The sequence below is a fragment of the Vibrio sp. 1F263 genome (genome assembly GCF_041439035.1).
Lineage (GTDB): Bacteria > Pseudomonadota > Gammaproteobacteria > Enterobacterales > Vibrionaceae > Vibrio > Vibrio tasmaniensis_A.
In genome coordinates, this window is the sequence record NZ_JBGONI010000029.1 from 1 (window position 1) to 19,648 (window position 19,648).

Sequence of the window (19,648 nt, forward strand, 5' to 3'; positions counted from 1 at the left end):
TTCTAAGTTGTCCGTCATAAACGAACTGAGTGATTGTTGCACCATCTGCACTTTGCACTGGCATCACATCGACAGCACCTGTCGTGACAACACCAGCAGCCAAATCAGCCACCGTTGGCTCAGTAATGGTTAACGTTTGATTTTGCATGCCTTGAACATCATCGCTGACCGTCACTTTCAATGGCGACATTAATGAGTCATCGCCGTCGCGGTCGACCGCGTAAACGGGCAAATCAAAGCTCAATTCATTGTTCGCTTGGCCATCAGCATGATCTAATGCTTCAAGTAGAGTAAAGGTGTACTCACCCACCGTGCTGGTAGAAAAGCTAATAGTAAAGACGGGAACCTCTGGGTTGGCTCCATCTTTCACAAAGCCAATGTACTGGTTGCTGTTTTGTGGATCGACACGTAACTCGACGGCTAACCCGCCCGATTTAAGCGCGTCGTTCGTGTTGAATTGAGCAGGGTCGATACGGAACTTGACTACATCATCACTTTGATTGGTAAACTGAATAGTCTCAGTTTGACTCACAGGAACATTGCTTGCTGCCGAGCCATCTGTAAGGTTAGATTCTGATAGCGTGACGCTTGGAATAGTATTGATGATTGGAATATCACCATCGGTGATGGTCAAAGTAACGGTGGATGTCACCGGATCTTTATCAAAGTCACTTGACGTCACCACGATCGTCTTAACAATATCTTCGCTGCTTGTGTGGTTTAAATCTCGATTGGGTTCAAAGCGTATTTCACCTTCAAGGGTAACGAACAGTTTGCCCTCAGAAACTGGAATCAGTTGCTCTCCCGTTAAGCTCTGATCCAAGGTATAAACGGTATTATCATACGTGATCTGGGTGATGGTCGCGCCATCAGCACTCTGCTCAGGCATTACATCAATGGTGGCAGTCGTCACCGTACCAGAAGCCAAATCCGCAACCGTCGGTTCAACAATATTGAGCACACCATCTTTCATGATTTGCACATCATCACCGATGGTCATTGTAAGCGGGGAAATTTGCGAGCTATCGCCATCAGTGTCCACGGCGTAAACAGGCAGTTCAAAGTTTAGCTCGTTATTTGCAAGGCCATCTTCATGATCTAACGCTTCAAGCAGCGTGAAGGTGTATTCCCCTAATGTACTTGTAGAAAAGCTAATCGTGAATACTGGGACATCAGGGTTTACCCCATCGTTAACAAAACCTATGTAAGTACCTGAGTTCTGGGGGTCTTCCTTGAGTTCAACGACAAGCCCATTCGATTTGAGCGTATCATTAGTATTGAACAAGTTTGGATCAATTCGAAAACTCGCGACATCATCACTACCGGCTGTAAACGTAATCGTTTCAGTGGCGCTAACCGCATTTCCGCTTGGCGAAGATCCATCACCAAGATTCGTTTCAGATAATGTCACTGGTGGAACTAGGTTAATTACCGGATCTTGGCCATCAGTAATACTAAGATCAAGCGTTGAGAAGCTCTCGTCGCCATCAGCATCTTCAGCTAAAAAGGCAAATTGTTTTACTATGGTTTCGCTGCTTGAGTGGTTGATATCACGAGCGACTTCAAAACTAAAATCACCATTGAGTGAAATCGTTGCAACCCCTTCTGTAAATGGGAAAGTTTGTGCCGCATCTGGGAGTAGATTTTGGTCTAACTTGTATTCGACCCCATCGTAAGACAATGATTGGATTGTCGAACCATCCGCACCCTCAAAGTTGAATAGATTATAAGAAACAACAGTATCACCCGCCAAAGTCGGTTCATCGACGGAAACGACATTATCGATGAGTTCGACCACATCATCTTTTACACTGATTAAGATCTCAGCAGCTTCTGGTGTATTTGACCCACCAGATAGTGCAGAGCGGTCGCCATCCGCGTCAACCGCGTAAATGGGCAATACAAAGGTTAGCAACTCACCTTCAGAACCTTGATGTGAAAGCGATTCGTACAGAGTAAATTCATAATTCCCCAATGATGGACTATCGACTTTAACGTCAAAGACCGTAATTCGAGATCCATTGACCTCAACATAACCTTCATACGTTCTCACACCATTGGTTTGACTAACTAACTCTAATTGAACGGCAGCACCATTGGAAACCAAGGCTCCCGCTGTATTAAATTCAGTCGGTTCAAGTTCGTAATGGTCAATAATGTCACTTTCAAAAACACTTGCTGTGATACTGCCAATACCGCCTACTGGGGTTGTTCCTTCTTGTGAGCCGCCAACAATGCCTGACTCATCAACATCGATGCCATCAACATTAATAATGAACGGGCTATCACCATCAGAGATATCAACCTTAATCGTATTCGTTACGACATCCTGGTCAAAATCGGTAACCGTGATCGGTAGAGAGAATGAAAGCGTGTCGGAGCTCACTTCTTCTATTGGTTTAAACTGTTGGAAATTATATGTGCCATCGGTATCGAGAGAGATTGTGAGAACAACCTCACCTCTCCCTTGAATAGACAGAGTGATCGTTGTTCCGTCATCAGACAGTCTTGCTACCGTATTTTGGTTATCACTGAGCAACCCATCAAACTCTTCTAACGCACTTGCATCAAAGACAGCAGATTGAAGTTTATCACTTCCAATATTAGAAAAAGTGCCTTCAATAGGTGCACTACTCGTTTCTACATTATTGATATTCACGCTTTCAGCAGACGGATTCACCCCGTCAAATAAAGTAACCAGCGCATTAATTGGTGATGCTATTGGGTTTCCTGCGGAGTCTTCACCTTGAATATCAAAAGCAAAGTTAATTTGATCGCCAGTATAAGAGACCTGCCCACCACCGATAGACGGAACATGATCAATAGATTGAGAAATCGTGGTGGTTAATGAGATATCGATATTATTGCCAACACTAGTAGCATCAATATCGATACGTAATACTTCGTCAGTACCTTGAACACCAACAATGGAATTCGTTACCGAGTCGTAAGTAAACGTGACAACTTGGCCGCTTGATGTAATGTCGTTATTAAGCTCACTTAGGAGTGAAGCAAGGGAGAGTGTGTCTGGGACAAAAGAATCTGGGTCTAGAGCTAAACTGCCCGCAATAATCGTTTCTGTGGTCGTAATAGATTGGGGGTAGGTATTGCCAGAAATAGAACCTTCAGTGACTGATTCGCTGATCGATTGACCACCAGCTGAACGGGTGATCGTTCTAAATTCCTCTCGAGTTTCCTCTACCTCTTCTTTCGCAAGCCCTGATGTCTCAAAGAATGTCGAGGGCTGAGTTTGAATATTATTGTATTCAATCGTAACAAAGCCAGCATTTGCAGAGCCTAGCCCTTCACCAGCAGCCGTTGCTTCCAAAATTTCAGTAGGATCGGCGCCGCCTAAAATAGCTTCTTGGATTGCCGCAATATCATCGTCAGTAAAGGCTCCGTCGTCAGATTGCTCTAAATCGAAGTTGACCTCTCCGGCGATTGGGGCATCTGCCCAAGACAATTCTTGGTCAATACATCCAACACAATTATCGCCAACCAGAACCTCACCATTTGGAGCACCCAATACAAGTTCTGCATTATTTGCGGTAATGACTATCTCATTTTCACGGATGATATCGCCAACTAGAACTTTTTTTGGGTTGCCGTCAGGTGTTACTACAACCACATCCCCACTTACTGCTTCAACAACCGCAGCTTGGCGCGAAACCTCAATATCCATATATCCCCCGTTATCACAAGCACTCTTATCTAGAGCTGTACAAATTATTTTTGTTAATCATTACAGGCTTTAATCAAATTCATACTTACCCCTCATCAATGGCCAATCTTTTGTTGTGCCTCTTCGAGTTGAAAAGAGATAAGTATTTAACCTGTTTTTTTTATAGTTTACTTACTGTTAAGCCTAGTCTTCCCCATAAAAAATGCCATGTCTGTGCTAAGAGACTCCTTTTCACAAATTCACTTATTCTCTATGGATTTCTAAAACACAAATTAAACGTTAGTAGTGCATTGATTTATATGCAAATAAACTCACAGCGATGTTACATCTCTTTAATCCTATAAAGATATACAGGAATAAAGTAGATAAATCATGAGCGAATATAAGACATTGCTTGAGGCAAACGATGTGATAGCAATAAAGCAGAGAGTAGTCCCAAACTTGAGACAATGTTCAGCACAAAGCGGATGAAAAACCATTTATTAAGCGTATATTTCGCCAATTTCATATATGCCCATCAACATATTAAGGTGCTATGGAGGAACAATAGTCATGACTTATCATTGGATATACACATATCAAAAGGAATACGTTTTAGGACAAAACAATAGATACAAAAAAGCCGCCCGAGTTTAACTCGGGCGGCTTTTAGAAGATCATGTACCGCAATATGGTGTTTATCTGTAAAACGAGATTGTCACGTTCAACATGGCTCGCTAACTATTTTATTTTGTTAAACGATTTGCCGTCCAAACGTAAAGCAGCTCAAGTGCGATAGTTGCACCAGCTAGAGCGGTAATTTCGCTTTGGTCATAGGCTGGAGACACTTCTACTACATCCATACCAACCATGTTGATACCTTGTAAGCCACGGATGATTTTGAGCACTTTATCTGAATTCAAACCACCACACACTGGTGTCCCAGTACCCGGAGCAAACGCAGGGTCTAGACAGTCAATATCAAACGTTAGGTAAACTGGCTTATCACCAACAATGCCTTTCACTTGAGCAATGATCTCATCCACGCTCATGTCATTCGCTTGCATCGCATTGATAACATTAAAGCCATGAGCTTCCTGCTTATACTCTGTACGAATACCTATTTGCACAGAATGCTCAGGCGAGATTAACCCTTCATTTGGCGCATGGTAGAACATAGTACCGTGATCGTAACGACTACCCTGACTGTAAGTATCAGTGTGCGCGTCAAAATGAATCAGAGCCATTTCACCGTACTTCTTGCCGTATGCTCTTAGCAAAGGCAATGTAATGAAGTGATCGCCACCTAAACCTAACAATGTTTTACCACTGTTTAGAATCGCATTTGCAGCCGCTTCTAAACGCTGAGTTAAATCTTCAGCATCACCGCAATCAAACACAAGATCGCCAGCATCAATTACCGAGGTATGTTCAAATACATTGAAGTCCCAAGGAAACTTTTTGCCTTCCCACGCCAAGTTTACCGACGCACGACGAATCGCATCAGGTCCCATACGAGCGCCCGGACGACCCGACGTCGCCATATCTAACGGCGCGCCCAACACAACCACATCAGCATCGTGATCAATTGGGTTCTGTACCAATGGGCGACGCATAAACGTCATCGCGTTGGAGTACAGCGAGTAATCTGGTTTGGTAAATAGATCGTTCATTAAAAATCCTCAAGATAGGTGTAACCCATCAAGCCTTGCTCTAACTCTTCAAGTACGCTTTGCTGCTCTTGTGCTGGTACTTTCGCTGTGACCAAATCTTTGTAGTTCTGACGAATCAGATCTGTATCGATGTGAACATAACGCATCATGTCTTCAACCGTATCGCCTTCGTTGATGTAGTCGATATTCGCTTCACCACTTTCATCAACATTCACCACTACACTGTGGGTATCACCAAATAGGTTATGCATATCACCCAAGATCTCTTGGTATGCGCCTACTAAGAAAAAGCCCATCAGGTATGGTTCATCTGGGTTCCATGCAGGAACTGGCAGAGTCGTTTCAATACCTTGGCCATCAACATACTGGTCAATCGTACCGTCAGAATCACAAGTAATATCCAGTACTACAGCGCGTCGCTCGTCCGCATTATCCAAACCACTTAGAGGCAATACAGGGAATACCTGATCGATACCCCACGCATCTGGTAAAGATTGGAACAGCGAGAAGTTCACGAAGAACTTGTCGGCTAAACGCTCGCTCAACTCATCCAAAATAGGACGGTGATAACGGTTCTTAGTACTCATACGAGAACTAAGTTCATAGTTAATACGCAAAGACATCTGCTCTGCCCAAGCACGGTGCTGAAGATTCAGCATACCTGTGGCAAATTGATTGTGCGCTTCTGCGATATCACTCTGCGTGTCGTTGTAGATCTCGATCAACGCTCGGTCATCATTACCCGCATCTAGCTCTAAGAAATTCTTCCACATGTTGTTTAGCAACATTGGTGCGTCAACTTCAGGCGCAGCCATATCTTCCGGAGAATAGCTTTCTGTACCGATCACGTTAGTAACAAGCACAGCGTGATGCGCAGTCAACGAACGACCAGATTCAGAAATGATCACGGGTTGTGGCTGATTGTAGAGCTTACAGATATCCCCTACTGTCATTACGATATTTCGAGCGTACTCAAGCAAGCCGTAGTTCATTGAGTTTGAAGACTGGCTACGTGTGCCGTCGTAATCAACCGCCAAACCACCACCAACATCTAAGTACTTCAATTGAGCACCGATATCGCGCAGTTCACAGTAGAAACGAGCCGCTTCGCTCACACCATTTCGCACATCACGAATATTGGCCATTTGTGAACCAAGATGGAAATGCACTAACTCTAGAACATCGAGTTGATCTTCTGCTTTTAAACGTTCAATAACAGTCAGCACTTGTGATGCAGACAAACCGAACTTCGACTTCTCACCACCACTTGCTTGCCATTTACCTGCGCCTTGAGAAGCAAGACGAATACGTAAACCTAAACGAGGTTTCACGCCAAGCGCTTTCGCTTCAGAAAGAACAAGATCAAGCTCAGATAGCTTCTCTAGAACGATAAATACTTTATGACCCAGCTTTTCGCCAATAAGAGCAAGACGGATGTATTCTCTGTCTTTGTAACCGTTACACACGATCACCGAGCTCGCTTTTTGAGCCAGTGCCAATACCGCTAATAATTCAGGCTTGCTGCCCGCCTCTAGGCCTAGCTGCTTTTGCTCTAATTGAGCTTGGCTCGCTAAGATCTCATCAACCACTTCTTTTTGTTGGTTAACTTTAATCGGGTAAACAAGCAAGTAACGGTTGTCATACTGATATTCATCGATCGCTTGGTTAAATGCGTTACAGATATTGTGCACACGTTGATGCACTATTTGAGGAAAACGCACAAGAGCAGGCAAACCAATATTTCTCTGCTCTAACTGTTTTACGATCTGACTTAGCGGAACTTGATGATCGGTTTCGCTCGGTGATACATACACCTCACCATTATCATCAATTCCATAAAAACCTTGGCTCCAGTGCTTTACATTATACTCAGCACGGATGCGTTCCAAATTAACCGAATTTTCCAATTCTAGAGACCTCACACTATAGGGCCATCGACAGAAGATACCTCATTGGAATAGCGAGGTATAACCCAACAAAAAACGTTCGAAAACGATTTGTTGGCTGCATTAACCGATATTATTAAGAGTGAGTCCAACCATTGATATTTGTGGTTACGATTACGTTTTTTTATCGTCGACCCGACTTAAAGTGACAGGTAAGGTATTACAAGGTTTTAGGCCAAAAAACAGGCTGAAGCGCATTAGATTTAAAGCACTTTCTAACAAAGAATCAGGTGAATAAAATACCAAAGACACATAAAATTCTTAGCTAACCTGGTCAAGTTAAGTCAGGGTTGTGACAAATATGCGCACTTCCCAATCTGAACTCTCGCTATCACAAACACAACTTGTATCCCGTGATTCGATACCTATAAACACTTCGTTCTTCCTACTAAAACTCGCTCACTTCAATGTTGTAACCGCTCAATTTTTGAACTTTTCTCGCGCATATCTTGTATTTGGTTGGATATTCTTGTAATTTCAACCGACCAACCAATCGGTCAGCTTTCGAATTTAGGGGATACTATGAGCCATAATCTAGACCTTGAACCAAACACGTCGAACACCAACGACATGGATCAAATGTTCAACCGACAAAAAGATCACTACCGCAATAATGTTAATCCTACGCTTGAGCAGAGAAGAAAAGACCTCTCAGCACTAAAAGCGTTGTTAATGCGCTACCAAGAGCAATTGATTGACGCAGTGTCTGAAGATTATGGTCATCGCGCAAAACACGACAGCTTGATTGCTGATATCACCCCTTCTCTTCACCAAATTAATTACAGTGATAAGAACCTTAAGAAGTGGTTGAAGCCATCACGCCGCAAAGCCGGTTTGATGCTGACGCCAGCAAAGATCACGGTTCATTATCAGCCTGTGGGCGTTGTCGGTATCATTGTTCCTTGGAACTTCCCGGTGATGCTCTCTTTAGGTCCTCTCATCACGGCGCTGGCGGCAGGTAATACTGCAATGCTCAAGATGTCTGAGTTCACTCCAGTGACCAACCGAGTTTTAAAAGCTATGCTGGCCGAAGGCTTTAGTGAAGATCAAGTCGCGATTATCGAAGGCGAAGCTGACGTTTCCGCTAAATTTAGCCAGCTCCCGTTTGACCATATTCTATTTACTGGCTCGACCTCTGTGGGTAAGCACGTCATGAGAGCAGCAGCCGATAACTTAACGCCTGTAACCTTGGAATTGGGCGGCAAGTCTCCAACGATTATTGCTCCCGACTTTGATGTGGCTGACGCCGTTGAACGCATCCTGTTTGCAAAAAGCTTAAACGCTGGCCAGATTTGTGTGGCGCCCGATTACATCTTATTGCCACGAGAAAAAGTCGATACATTCATCACAGCTTATAAGCAGTACTTCAAAAAACTGTATAAAGCAGGTATTGAAAGCAAAGACTTAACCTCAGTGATCGATATGCGCCAATACAATCGTTTGAAGGGTGTGATTGCAGATGCTCAGTCTAAAGGCGCGGTTATTCACACCGTTACCGAGCAAGCACAAGATGATGTGAACCACAGAATGACGCCACACCTTCTAACCGAAGTGAACGACGACATGGTCGCAATGCAAGAAGAGTTGTTTGGCCCTATTCTGCCTATCGTGCCGTATGATTCTATTGAAGAAGCGATCAGCTACATCACAGCAAGAGAACGTCCACTTGCTCTGTACCTGATGAGTCATGATAAACAGACCCAAGACCAGTTCTTATCGGATACACATTCTGGCGGTGTTTGTATTAACGACTCGCTAGTGCATGTGGCGGCAGAAGATGCGCCGTTCGGTGGCATTGGTCCTTCAGGCATGGGACACTACCACGGCATTGAAGGCTTTAAGACCTTTAGCCATGGCAAAACCGTTCTAAGTAGAGGAAAAATTAACTTCACCAAGTTAATGCACCCTCCTTACAACAACCCAATTAAAAAGATTCTGTTCAAAGTACTAAATAGATGATTACGAAAAGGCAAAAAATCCTAGATGCTGCACTCCTGCTTTTTTCTCAGCAAGGGCTAGAGGGCACATCTACAGGACAAATAGCGAAAACAGCAGGCGTCGCAAAAGCGACACTGTTTCACCACTTCGAGAACAAATCTCTACTGATTGATGAACTGTTTCGTGAACTGAAAATAGAGCTATTTTCTACCCTTGACCAGCACACAGAAATCGCTGAACAAGATCGCTACCAAGCCTTTAAGTTCATGTGGATCACAGGGCTTGAATGGGCGCTAGAAAATCCAGTTGCGATGAAGTTTTTCACCAATGTTCATTTCGACCCAACGACCCAAACTCGAGAAGTAATCGTCTCGCAGATGTTCGCGTCGCTAGACGAGATCATTTTGAAAGGACAAGAGGACGGTGAATTGATGGTGTTAGACATTAACCTTGTCAGACACTTCATCCATAGCCACTTTCTGATTTGTGCAAACTGGCTTATTGAGCAAAACGAATCTCCACCAGAGCAAACATCGAAGTACATCAATGATAGCTTTGATATGTGTTGGCGAGCTGTCGGCGGACAAAACCTGTAATTTGCACATTATTTGAAGCTCTTGCTTTCAAAGAACACTCTAAAGCGCCTCATAGTTATATCTATATAGGCATGAGGCGCTTTAATTATTTGGATACATTTTAATCACATCACCATATTGACTTTAAGCACCCTCTTTCAGTACCATCCCACCATCATTTCAAAAGAGAATAACGCCATAATGAAGTACTAACATCCTGACATCCGATTTATTTTTATAAAAATCATTTGGACACTCGGGGTTAGTGGGCGTTACTTCGTCATCTATTTTCGCGACAAATCAAGCTCTTAAAGATCCGTTTTTTGACAAGCTACATCTTTAAGATCAGCACCTTAAAGACAGAGATCAGATCAGCACTCTATTTCCTATCTTTGATTGGTACGCTACCTAAGTAACGTCTTTGGCGATTTATACATAGAATTCTGTGTAGGGTTCTATATAGAAAAAGCGCCTCACCCCTTTTACTCGTTTACACGTAAAGGGAGGTATTTTTATGCCTACTATATTAGCCAACAATCTCTCATTCCAACTCGATACTGGTGAGTGGTTATTCAAAGACATCACCTTTAGTTTGAGCAGTCGCCTGACAGGCTTAGTCGGAAGAAATGGGGCTGGGAAGTCATTGTTACTTTCGTTGCTTGTTGGACAAAAACAGCCTACAACAGGCAGTGTTTCGCGCCAAGGTTCGATCGGCTTTTACTCTCAGTTGCCATCAACGCTACTGGATTCCGCCACCACTATCGCTGACTTCTTAGGGCTCACCGAAAAGTTAGATGCATTAAAAGCGATAGAGCAAGGTAGCTGCGAACTGCAGCACTTCAATATCGTTGGAGATGATTGGGATATAGAGACACGTACCCAGCAGTTGCTAGGTACACTAAAGATCACTAGTGATTTGAACACGCTTTGTTGCTCTTTGAGTGGTGGGCAACTCGCCCTTTTACAGCTTCATCGGTTATTCGCATCAAACCACGACATACTGATTCTCGACGAACCTACAAACCATTTGGATAGCGAAGGGCGCAATTGGTTACTAGAACAGTGCCAGTTGTTTGAAGGAAAAGTACTTGTCGTCAGTCACGATCGAAGCTTGTTGAGACACATGGAAGGGATCTATCATCTCAACAGTTTGGGATTACGTTTCTACAAAGGAAACTACGATGATTACTTCACGCAAATGTCGAGTCAAAGTGAAGCACTGGACAAGCAGATAACGCATCACCAATCGGAGAAGAAACGACTCGAGCGCCAAGCTCAGACTAACAAGGAAAAAGTACAACAACGTGAATCTCAAGGTAACCGACTCCGAAAATCAGGTAGCCAACCCAAGATACTATTGGATGCAATGAAAGATAAAGCAGGACGAACCCAAGGAGCATCGGCAACAAGCCACAGGAACTTAAAGGATCAAAACCAACATAAACTTCAATCTCTTCAAGAACAACAAGAGCAACTGAAGCCACAAGCGTTATACCTACAACAAGCGGATGCTACTAAAAAACACTCACTATTAACCGTTGAAGAGTGTCGCCTAAATTTTGGTTCTAGTGCTCCTATTAGCTTCTCTCTATCACAGGGAGAACGATGTTATCTAACTGGGGCTAATGGGTGCGGAAAATCGACACTGTTAAAAGCCATTCACGGCCAACACTCGAACTATATCGGATCCATTAAGCGCTTAGGGGCGACCGTATACTTGGATCAACACTTTGGCCTGTTAGACACCAACGACACCATGTTCGATAGCTTGATGACACACGGCTTTGGGTTAACAGAAAGTGACGCACGAACCTTGCTCGCTGGAATAGGGTTCAGGCGAGACTCTGTATACCGAAAAGTGGCTCATTTAAGTGGTGGTGAAAAAATGAAACTGGCGATGTTGATCGTTAGCCATAAGCAAGACACCCCGCTTTTATTACTCGATGAACCGGACAACCATCTAGACATCGACTCAAAACAAATATTGGCATCCGCTTTGCGTGAATACCAAGGCGCATTTATCTTGGTGAGTCATGACAGCGACTTTGTTGAGGAGGTCGGCGTCAGCCAAAATCATATACGACTTTAACCTTCGTAAATTCGTTCACTTAGCTTAGTTAAGCGAGCATCGTTCCGGTGCTCGCCTTTCTTGATTGAGACAAGTAAACTACGCGCCTCGAACATCTATTCATAAGGCTAAGGTTTGCATACTCTAGAACAATTAAAATCAGGGCAACTAAACGGTATTAAGCGCTTACAACTGTCAGAAGGTCTCACCGAATTTCCACTAGAGATCTTAGAGCTCGCTGATTCTCTTGAGATCCTAGACCTTTCAGGCAATCAGCTGTCAGATCTACCAGAAGAGTTATCACAGCTGACTAACCTGCGTATTATCTTCGCGTCGAATAACCTGTTCACGCACCTGCCTGATGTTCTGGGGTTACTTCCTAAGCTTGAAATGGTTGGCTTCAAAACCAACCAAATCAAAACCGTTAGCGAGCAGTCTCTACCGATTCAACTACGTTGGTTAATCCTGACCGACAATGAGATCGAGGTTCTGCCTAGCTCGCTAGGTGAAAGACAACGACTACAGAAACTAGCATTAGCAGGCAACAAGATTCGCGTTTTGCCAGAAAGCATGGAAAACCTATCAAACCTTGAACTGGTTCGTCTGTCTGCAAACCAACTGACTGAATTCCCAGAGTTCCTTATCAAGCTACCAAAACTGGCTTGGTTAGCGTTTGCGGGTAACCCATTTTGCAAACATCCAAGCGGCTTAGATAGCGTGCCTGCCGTAAGCTCGCAATGCTACTCACTCAATCAAGTGCTGGGCCAAGGTGCGTCTGGTGTAATTTCTCATGCTAACTGGTTAAACGGTGACTTTGATTTCCCACAAGAAGTGGCAGTTAAAGTATTCAAAGGCGAAGTGACCAGTGACGGTTACCCACATGATGAACTTGAAGCATGTCTTCAAGCAGGCCAACATAGCAACCTAGTGAAGTCTATCGCACAAGTTGATGAAGAGAACTACCTAGCATTGGTGATGGAGCTTATCCCGAGCAACTACTACAACCTAGGTTTGCCCCCTACTCTTGAGAGCTGCACTCGCGATACGTTCAACGAAGGCTTTGTGCTTTCAATTGCTCAGATCAATAGCATTACCGAACAGATGATTGATGTGTTTGAACACCTTCATGCCAACAAAGTTTGTCATGGTGATCTATACGCTCACAACACTTTAGTGAATGAGCAAGGTCAGATGATCTTTGGCGACTTTGGAGCGGCAACTATCTACGACTACCTAACTGAAGAGCAACAGCAAGGCATTCGCCGAATTGAAGCACGTGCATTGAAGTACTTTATTGAAGACCTACTGACGGTTTGTGCAAAGCAAGATCAAGACAGCGAGCTTTATACTCAACTGGCGAACTTCGAAGCTTAATGGCGTGTTGATTGGAAGTAATCGGTCGAATTAAAAACAACAAAGCCAACATCACTGTTGGCTTTTTTATTCTTGGAATATCACTTATTCTAATGGACAAGCAAGGTCGGCTAAAAGGGATTAACGCTCAGCCTGCACCAATTTCAGATACGAATGCAGCTCACCATTTTTATATTCCACCGCAGAGTGAATATTGAGATCAGCACGAGCCACAACAGTAAACTGGTAGCGATTCTCGCCCTTCAAAATCTCGACGTGTAACAACCCATCTTTTAGTTGCCACTGCCCTGTTGTTTCAAATCGATCGAACAAACGATATTCAATCAGAGAACCGTCAGCATTGAAGTGTACTTCAGTGATGTAACCGCCGGGGCAACTCTTCACCCAAACTCGATTCTCGATATCACTGACAATGAAGTCACGCTTTGTATCACGCCACGCTAGAAAGCCTTCGCTATCATAAAGAGCAAGGTCGAGATCAGTTCTAGAGATTAACGGCTGCTCATTTTGCTCACGACAATAAAGTTGGAGCAAAATTTGCTGAGCTGCACCATTCTGTAATTCACTCATTGTGACTTCCCTTTCTCATTGCTCTGCGTTAGACGCTGTATTGATCAACAAATTCTATTTAAAGCGGGTTACACAAGCTCGTAAGAAACCACATACAGTTGAGAGATACCCGGATAGATATCTTGAATCACACCCTTGAGGACTTCTAGCGTCATGTTCTCTTGCTCCGCATGGAACTCACCTAAGTCATCAAACAAGATTGGTTCTACACTAATGATCTTAAGATTACAGAATACACGTCCCTGCTCTAGCGTTGATACTTCTACAACGCTACCTGGCTGGTAATTGCGCTCAGATTCATCGCGAATAGTAATCGTCTTCTTGCCAGAAAGGATGTCAGTTTCAAAACGTTCGAAGAACGTCATAGTAGTCGGTGCGGTCATTTATCTCGGTCGCTTAACATTTAAAGGTTAGGTAAATGTTTATATACCAGAATGCTTGTTCAAGCGAATAAAAATTAGATGCGAGAGAATGCGGCAAAGCCAAATAGCAGGCAATAAAAAAGGAGAACCGAAGTTCTCCTTTTATTAAACCTTTAAGCTAACTCTAAATTATAGAGATGCTTTCGCTTTTTCAACTAGAACAGCAAATGCTGCTTTGTCGAATACTGCGATGTCAGCAAGAATCTTACGGTCGATCTCGATAGATGCTTTCTTAAGGCCATTGATGAAACGGCTGTAAGATAGACCATTTTGACGAGATGCCGCGTTGATACGTGCAATCCAAAGTTGACGGAATTGACGTTTCTTGTTGCGACGGTCACGGTAAGCGTATTGACCAGCTTTGGTAACTGCTTGGAAAGCTACGCGGTAAACACGTGAACGTGCTCCGTAGTAACCTTTAGCTTGTTTTAGAACTTTCTTATGACGTGCACGAGCTTGTACACCACGTTTTACGCGAGGCATTATGCTTCTCCTAAACTAAACGAATTTATAAACTAAAAAGAATTAAGCGTATGGCATCATACGTAGAACTTGAGCAACTTCACATTTAGGAAGGATCGAGTTCGGACGTAGCTGACGCTTGTTCTTAGTAGTACGCTTAGTCAGGATGTGACGTTTACCAGCGTGCTTAAACTTAATACCACCAGCAGTTTTCTGGAAACGCTTAGCAGCACCTTTGTTGGTTTTCATCTTAGGCATGATGAATAACTCCGCATTGTTGAGTTGTTAATAACATAGTAATTAGGGCGAATAAAACCCCGCAACCTGAGGCTGCAGGGTTTAATTACTTGCAAAGCCGTTAATTACTTCTTTTTAGGGGCCAACACCATGATCATCTGGCGACCTTCAATTCTCGTTGGGAAAGATTCGACAACTGCAAATTCTTCAGTATCTACTTTCAAACGATTAAGAACGTCAACACCGATTTCTTGGTGAGCCATTTCGCGGCCACGGAAGCGAATTGTTACCTTCACTTTGTTGCCGTCTTCAAGGAAACCAGTCAGGTTGCGTAGTTTTACCTGATAGTCTCCAATATCAGTTCCAGGTCGGAATTTAATTTCCTTGATCTGAACCTGCTTTTGCTTTTTCTTCTGCTCTTTCGCAGCTTTGCTCTTCTCGAAGAGGAACTTACCGTAGTCCATCACACGACAAACTGGCGGCTCGGCGTTAGGGCTGATCTCTACAAGATCCATACCAGCTTCATTTGCAGCTTCCATCGCTTCAGCGATTGTTACTACACCAACAGCTTCGCCGTCTGCGCCAGTTAGACGCACTTCACGAACGCCACGAATGTCACCGTTTAAACGGTGCTGGTTTTGTTTGGCCGGTTGTTGGCCACGTCTTCCGCCTTTAATAGCTATTCCTCCAGATTGAGCTTACGGCTTGAAACCTCGGCTTGGATGTATGAAATAAAGTCATCCACTTTAAATTTACCAAGGTCCTTACCTTTGCGTGTACGTACTGCAATTTCGCCGGCTTCCATTTCTTGGTCACCACACACAAGCATGAACGGTACACGTTTCAAAGTATGTTCGCGGATTTTAAAGCCAATCTTCTCATTTCTCAAGTCTGCTTTGACTCTAAATCCACTTTTTTGCAGTTTTTTCGCAATTTCTTGTACATATTCAGACTGTTTGTCTGTAATGCCCATAACAATTGCTTGTTCTGGCGCCAACCACGTTGGGAAGAAGCCAGCGTATTCTTCAATAAGAATACCGATGAAGCGTTCTAGTGAACCTAAAATCGCGCGGTGAATCATAACTGGCGTGTGACGCTCGTTATCTTCACCTACGTAAGTTGCACCTAAACGTTCTGGTAATGCAAAATCGAGCTGCACTGTACCACATTGCCATGCGCGGTCCAAACAATCATGCAAAGTAAATTCAATCTTAGGTCCGTAGAACGCACCCTCGCCTTCTTGAATCTCGTATGCAATCTCCATCGCCTCAAGCGCTTGCTTAAGATCGGCCTCTGCACGGTCCCACATTTCGTCTGAACCTACACGCTGTTCTGGACGAGTAGATAGCTTAACAACAATGTTTTCGAAACCGAAAGTTGTGTAAGTATCGTAAACCATTTCAATACAAGCTTTAACTTCTTGCTGAACTTGGTCTTCAGTACAGAATACGTGAGCATCATCTTGAGTGAAGCCACGAACACGCATAATGCCGTGAAGTGCGCCAGACGGCTCGTTACGGTGACATGAGCCAAACTCAGCCATACGTAGCGGTAGATCACGGTAAGATTTCAAACCTTGGTTAAAGATTTGAACGTGACCAGGACAGTTCATTGGCTTGATCGCGTATTCACGGTTCTCTGAAGAAGTCGTGAACATCGCTTCAGCGTACTTATCCCAGTGACCAGAACGTTCCCAAAGAACACGGTCCATCATTAATGGGCCTTTAACTTCTTGGTAATCGTACTCAGTCAGCTTCTGACGAATAAATACTTCTAGCTCACGGAAGATAGTCCAACCGTTGTGATGCCAGAACACCATGCCTGGTGCTTCTTGCTGCATGTGGAATAGATCTAAGTGCTTACCGATTTTACGGTGATCACGCTTAGCCGCTTCTTCTAGGCGCACTAGGTGAGCCTTAAGCGCTTTCTTGTCGTGGAATGCAGTACCGTAGATACGTTGAAGCATCTTGTTGTCACTGTTACCACGCCAGTAAGCACCCGCTACGTTAAGTAGCGTGAAGTGTTGGCAGAAGCCCATATGTGGAACGTGTGGACCACGACACATATCGATGTATTCTTCATGATGGTACAGGCCTGGACGATCGTCTTTAGAAACGTTCTCATCCAAGATTTCGATTTTGTAAGTCTCGCCGCGAGCTTCGAATGCGTCACGCGCTTCCTGCCAGCTAACTTTCTTCTTAACAACCTGATACTTGGTCTTCGCTAGCTCTTTCATACGCTTTTCAATCTTTTCTAGATCTTCTTGCGTTAGAGAGTGCTCAAGGTCGATATCGTAGTAGAAACCGTTATCGATGGTAGGACCGATTGCCATTTTCGCTTCTGGAAAAAGCTGCTTAATCGCGTGGCCTAAAAGGTGAGCACAAGAGTGACGAACAATCTCAAGGCCATCAACTTCATCTTTAGCAGTGATGATTTCTAGGCTTGCATCGTTTTCGATAAGATCACAAGCATCAACACGCTCGCCGTCTACACGACCAGCAATCGTTGCTTTCGCAAGACCAGGACCGATTGATAGGGCAACATCTAGAGTTGATACAGGGTTGTCAAATTGACGCTGACTACCGTCAGGAAGAGTAATAATTGGCATTATTTGTCCTTTACAGTGGTGTTGCACACCAAGCAACACATGAAAATGTTTAATATATGTTTTTCAACCAACAAGTATGTTGATCGGAGATATATGCATAATAAAGATACCCACATAGAAGCAAATACAGATGCCCCATTTGTGAGTAGCCGAACATTGTAACGAAATTATATGAAATGACAATGTTAGTCCCACAGCGCCACAAAAACTACATAACTTAAATGTCTCTTCTATATAGCGCCTTCTAACACCCTAAGCTAACGTTCAATGATTGATTCTTTGTCTTAATTTACAAACAAAAAAGCCGAACGTTTAAGTTCGGCTATAGAAATCGTACTATCTTGTCTCTATTAATAGAAAAAGCGACTACTCACAGAAAGGCAACTACGCACTCATGATTCTTGATACAGCGTTGCGGATGTCTGAATCGGCAGCGTTAGCAGGCAAGCTGAATGAGATGTATTGATCGCCACGGAAGCTCATTGAACGGTCGATTTCTGCTAAGCAGTGAACCATTGAGCCTTCAACGATGAATGACAGCTCGATCTCTTTGTTGTTCATGAAACCGCCGCTACGAAATTCAATCTCTTGGTAGCATCCCGAACGTGAAGCAAAGCTGTTACCTTTTAAGAAGCCCTTCTCTACATCAGCTTTCACCATTGCCATGCCCGAAGCTTCGACACCTTGGATAATTTTAGCAACCGTTGGCAATGGATAAACAGAGATAAAGTCGCGGTCTTTAGGATCAATCGCGAAGCCGATATCTAGGTTGGTTTCAACCCACACATGGCATTGGTTCATTTGTGCATTCAACGCAGTGACTGGCGTTTCATCATTTAACTTAAGACGGAATGGAACCAGTTTGGTTTCGCCCGGTTGGATAACGAAAGGCTCTACCGCTTGAATACGACCCAGTGAAAAGGTTTCGTAGCTGGTACTGTCTTCCGTTTCTACTTTTACTTCTGTGTTGAGAACCAAGTTAATCAAGTCGATTTGTTGCTCAACGTCGCCACCAACAATGTGAACATTGCCAGACAACTCTCCACCTTGGAAAACTTCAATATTATCTAAGACAGTATCAACCTTTGCTGCACCGATGCCCAACGAGGCCTTTAATTTCTTAAACATATTATTTCCCTTTCTAATTATCTGATTTACGAATAGTTATTGCGTGACAATTTGCGACACTTGCCTCACAGAATCAAGCAATTTGCCCCATCTATGTTGAATAAGGTCACATTGCCCGAGGAAATGTTGAAATCGTGAAAAATTCCGTTACTCTATTTGTATAGTCAAATAAGGTTTCATTATGTCGAAAGCGCCGCTCTACCTTCAGATAAAACAGTTCATAGATGACAAGATCAACAGTGGTTACTGGCCAGTGGGTTACCAGATAACCACAGAACTCGAACTTACCGAGCAGTTCAATGTGAGTCGAATGACGGTCAATAAAGCGATTCGAGATTTGGTGTCTGAAGGCAAGCTCATCAGGAAACCAAGACTGGGGACTTTTGTTTGTGAACCAGACGAAAAAGCGCAATCTCCGTTGCTTGATATCAACAACATCGCGCAAGAGATCAAAGACCGAGGCCAAACGTATACTAGCCAAGTTATCAAGCACGATAGTATCAAGGCTGATGAAAGCACGGCTACACGGTTAGGTGTGATGATTAACGCAGAAGTGTTCTATAGTGAAATCATACACTTTGCCGACAACGCACCGATTCAATTGGAAGCGCGCTGGGTGAACTCTCAAGCCGCTCCAAAATACCTAGAGCAAGACTTTTCAACCTCTACCCCCAATGAATACCTTTCAAAAAGCTGCCCGTTGAGTGCTATCGAGCATACGGTTGAAGCCATTATTCCTGACTCTCAAATTAGAACGTCACTAAAACTTTCTGAATCAGAGCCTTGCCTACTTTTGAATAGAAGAACATGGAGCAAAGAACGTCTCATCAGCTTTGCATTGCTCTACCATCCTGGTTCTAAGTACAAATTAAGCTCCAAGATACTTCTAGATTAAAGAATATCATCCTGATCGCCGATCACATTTTTGCAACATCAACTTGATTCGGGTCAGAGTTTAGCCTATTTATTTGTATATACATTTAATA

15 protein-coding genes are annotated in these 19,648 nt (G+C 43.6%); 5 read left to right on the forward strand and 10 right to left on the reverse strand.

Annotated features, from left to right (window positions below; genetic code table 11):
- The 3 genes from ACED25_RS16680 to speA form a co-directional block, all read right to left on the reverse strand.
- The coding region (locus ACED25_RS16680; RefSeq protein ID WP_371695714.1) for a retention module-containing protein at positions 1-3,682 on the reverse strand (3,682 nt) is incomplete at its 3' end.
- 725 nt (positions 3,683-4,407) lie between these two features.
- Positions 4,408-5,334, reverse strand: a complete 927-nt coding sequence (gene speB / locus ACED25_RS16685; protein ID WP_371695715.1) for an agmatinase — start codon at positions 5,332-5,334, stop codon at positions 4,408-4,410.
- The gene (gene speA, locus ACED25_RS16690; protein WP_371695716.1) at positions 5,334-7,241 is read right to left on the reverse strand and encodes an arginine decarboxylase; all 1,908 of its coding nucleotides are present in this window, start codon (positions 7,239-7,241) and stop codon (positions 5,334-5,336) included. The genes speB and speA overlap by 1 nt, the downstream gene beginning before the upstream one ends.
- Before the next feature lie 561 nt (positions 7,242-7,802).
- Between speA and ACED25_RS16695 the strand changes: the two genes are divergently transcribed.
- From ACED25_RS16695 to ACED25_RS16710, 4 genes are all read left to right on the forward strand, one after another.
- On the forward strand, positions 7,803-9,239 hold the full coding sequence (locus tag ACED25_RS16695) for a coniferyl aldehyde dehydrogenase (protein WP_371695717.1): 1,437 nt from the start codon (positions 7,803-7,805) through the stop codon (positions 9,237-9,239).
- Positions 9,236-9,814 carry a TetR/AcrR family transcriptional regulator gene (locus ACED25_RS16700; protein ID WP_371695718.1) on the forward strand — a complete coding sequence of 193 codons (579 nt, stop codon included), beginning with the start codon at positions 9,236-9,238 and terminating at the stop codon, positions 9,812-9,814. Before ACED25_RS16695 ends, ACED25_RS16700 begins: the two co-directional genes overlap by 4 nt.
- A gap of 493 nt (positions 9,815-10,307) precedes the next feature.
- Entirely contained in the window at positions 10,308-11,882 is a 1,575-nt protein-coding gene (locus ACED25_RS16705; RefSeq protein ID WP_371695719.1) for an ABC-F family ATP-binding cassette domain-containing protein, read from the forward strand.
- 114 nt (positions 11,883-11,996) lie between these two features.
- The gene (locus tag ACED25_RS16710; protein ID WP_371695720.1) at positions 11,997-13,235 is read left to right on the forward strand and encodes a leucine-rich repeat-containing protein kinase family protein; all 1,239 of its coding nucleotides are present in this window, start codon (positions 11,997-11,999) and stop codon (positions 13,233-13,235) included.
- Between the two features lie 120 nt (positions 13,236-13,355).
- Here ACED25_RS16710 and ACED25_RS16715 read toward each other — a convergent pair whose 3' ends face one another.
- From ACED25_RS16715 to ACED25_RS16745, 7 genes are all read right to left on the reverse strand, one after another.
- On the reverse strand, positions 13,356-13,805 hold the full coding sequence (locus ACED25_RS16715) for a hypothetical protein (protein WP_102257340.1): 450 nt from the start codon (positions 13,803-13,805) through the stop codon (positions 13,356-13,358).
- A gap of 68 nt (positions 13,806-13,873) precedes the next feature.
- Positions 13,874-14,188: a N(4)-acetylcytidine aminohydrolase gene (gene yqfB, locus ACED25_RS16720; RefSeq protein WP_009846506.1), complete on the reverse strand. Its 315-nt coding sequence runs from the start codon at positions 14,186-14,188 to the stop codon at positions 13,874-13,876.
- 168 nt (positions 14,189-14,356) lie between these two features.
- Positions 14,357-14,710 carry a 50S ribosomal protein L20 gene (gene rplT, locus ACED25_RS16725; RefSeq protein ID WP_004733517.1) on the reverse strand — a complete coding sequence of 118 codons (354 nt, stop codon included), beginning with the start codon at positions 14,708-14,710 and terminating at the stop codon, positions 14,357-14,359.
- A gap of 42 nt (positions 14,711-14,752) precedes the next feature.
- Complete coding sequence (gene rpmI, locus ACED25_RS16730) at positions 14,753-14,947, reverse strand: 50S ribosomal protein L35 (protein ID WP_004738430.1); 195 nt, start codon at positions 14,945-14,947, stop codon at positions 14,753-14,755.
- Between the two features lie 104 nt (positions 14,948-15,051).
- Entirely contained in the window at positions 15,052-15,603 is a 552-nt protein-coding gene (gene infC, locus ACED25_RS16735) for a translation initiation factor IF-3 (protein WP_077680304.1), read from the reverse strand.
- A gap of 2 nt (positions 15,604-15,605) precedes the next feature.
- The gene (gene thrS / locus ACED25_RS16740; protein ID WP_029223062.1) at positions 15,606-17,534 is read right to left on the reverse strand and encodes a threonine--tRNA ligase; all 1,929 of its coding nucleotides are present in this window, start codon (positions 17,532-17,534) and stop codon (positions 15,606-15,608) included.
- Positions 17,535-17,918: 384 nt separating this feature from the next.
- Positions 17,919-18,662: a sporulation protein gene (locus tag ACED25_RS16745; RefSeq protein ID WP_371695721.1), complete on the reverse strand. Its 744-nt coding sequence runs from the start codon at positions 18,660-18,662 to the stop codon at positions 17,919-17,921.
- Positions 18,663-18,843: 181 nt separating this feature from the next.
- Here ACED25_RS16745 and hutC point away from each other — a divergent pair, with 181 nt between their 5' ends.
- Complete coding sequence (hutC, locus tag ACED25_RS16750) at positions 18,844-19,557, forward strand: histidine utilization repressor (protein ID WP_371695722.1); 714 nt, start codon at positions 18,844-18,846, stop codon at positions 19,555-19,557.
- The last annotated feature ends 91 nt before the right edge of the window (positions 19,558-19,648 follow it).